This is a genomic window from Amycolatopsis sp. NPDC003676 (assembly GCF_053587275.1).
The window spans coordinates 1-1,034 of record NZ_JBSFNS010000444.1; the positions used below are offsets into that span (position 1 = coordinate 1).

The 1,034-nt window shown below is 69.4% G+C and carries 2 protein-coding genes; both read left to right on the plus strand.

The genetic code is table 11. The annotated features are described in order from the left end of the window. Positions 1-150 (plus strand): AMP-binding enzyme (locus ACWDNU_RS47095; RefSeq protein ID WP_449673613.1); only part of this gene is annotated, 150 nt, incomplete at its 5' end. 33 nt (positions 151-183) lie between these two features. Further along, positions 184-1,034 (plus strand): alpha/beta fold hydrolase (locus ACWDNU_RS47100; protein ID WP_449673612.1); only part of this gene is annotated, 851 nt, incomplete at its 3' end.

Below are 1,034 nucleotides of genomic sequence, written 5' to 3' on the forward strand. Positions count from 1 at the left end.
AAGGACTACGTCAAGGGCAACCTCGCCCGGTACAAGGTGCCGCGCGACGTGGTCTTCGTCGACCACCTGCCCCGCAATGCCACCGGCAAGCTGCTGCGCAACTCGCTCGCGCGGCTGGCCGCCGAAGAATCGTCCGAGCTCGACGACTGAGCTCGGGGAAACCGACACCTCCAGGAGATGGCAATGACGCCGTTGCACCACCCGATGATCACCACCACCGAACGCGTCTACGACGACTACCGGACAGTCGAATTGTCCTGTCCGGGAACCGGACCCACGATCTTGCTGCTGCACGGGATCATGGATCTGCCGCAGACGTGGAACCAGGTACTCGACAGGCTCGCCGCGGCCGGTCATCGGGCGGTGGCGGTGAGCCTGCCGCAACCACACGAGCGCCTTGCCGGGACCTCGGTGCTGCCCCGACAGGACGAATTCGTCGCGGCCGTGATCCGCGCGCACGCCGGCACGGAGGGCGTCGTCCTGGTCGGCAACTCGATGGGCGGTGGACTCGCGCTGCGCGCCGGCGCGAATCCGGACCTGCCGGTGCGGGCCGTCGTCGCCGTGGACGCCATCGGATTCGGGACCACGCGGTGGATCTCGGCGCTGCTCGGCTCCAAGATGCTGCCCGAACGGCTGCTGGGCATGATCGATCTGCCTCGCGCCGTGCTGCGTCCGCTGGTGGCTCGGCTCATCCAGTGGGTGGTGTACAGCCGGGGCGGGCCCGCGGTCGTCGAGCACTCGCGAGCGATCGCCGCTCGGCTGGCGACCATCCGGGTCGGGGCGGGACTGGCAGGCGCACACGCGCTGCTCGCCGAATTCGCCCGCGGCTATTCGGCGCTGCCCGCGGTGCCTGTGCTGTTCGTCCACGGTCGGCACGACAACCTCATTCCGGTGCGGGCCTCGGTGAGTGGCCACCGGCAGATTCCCGGATCGGAGTTGCGGGTGCTGCCGCAGGCCGGGCACTGTCCGCAGGTCGACGACCCCGACGTGACCACCGAGCTGATCCTCGACTTCGCCACCCGGATGCACCGAGC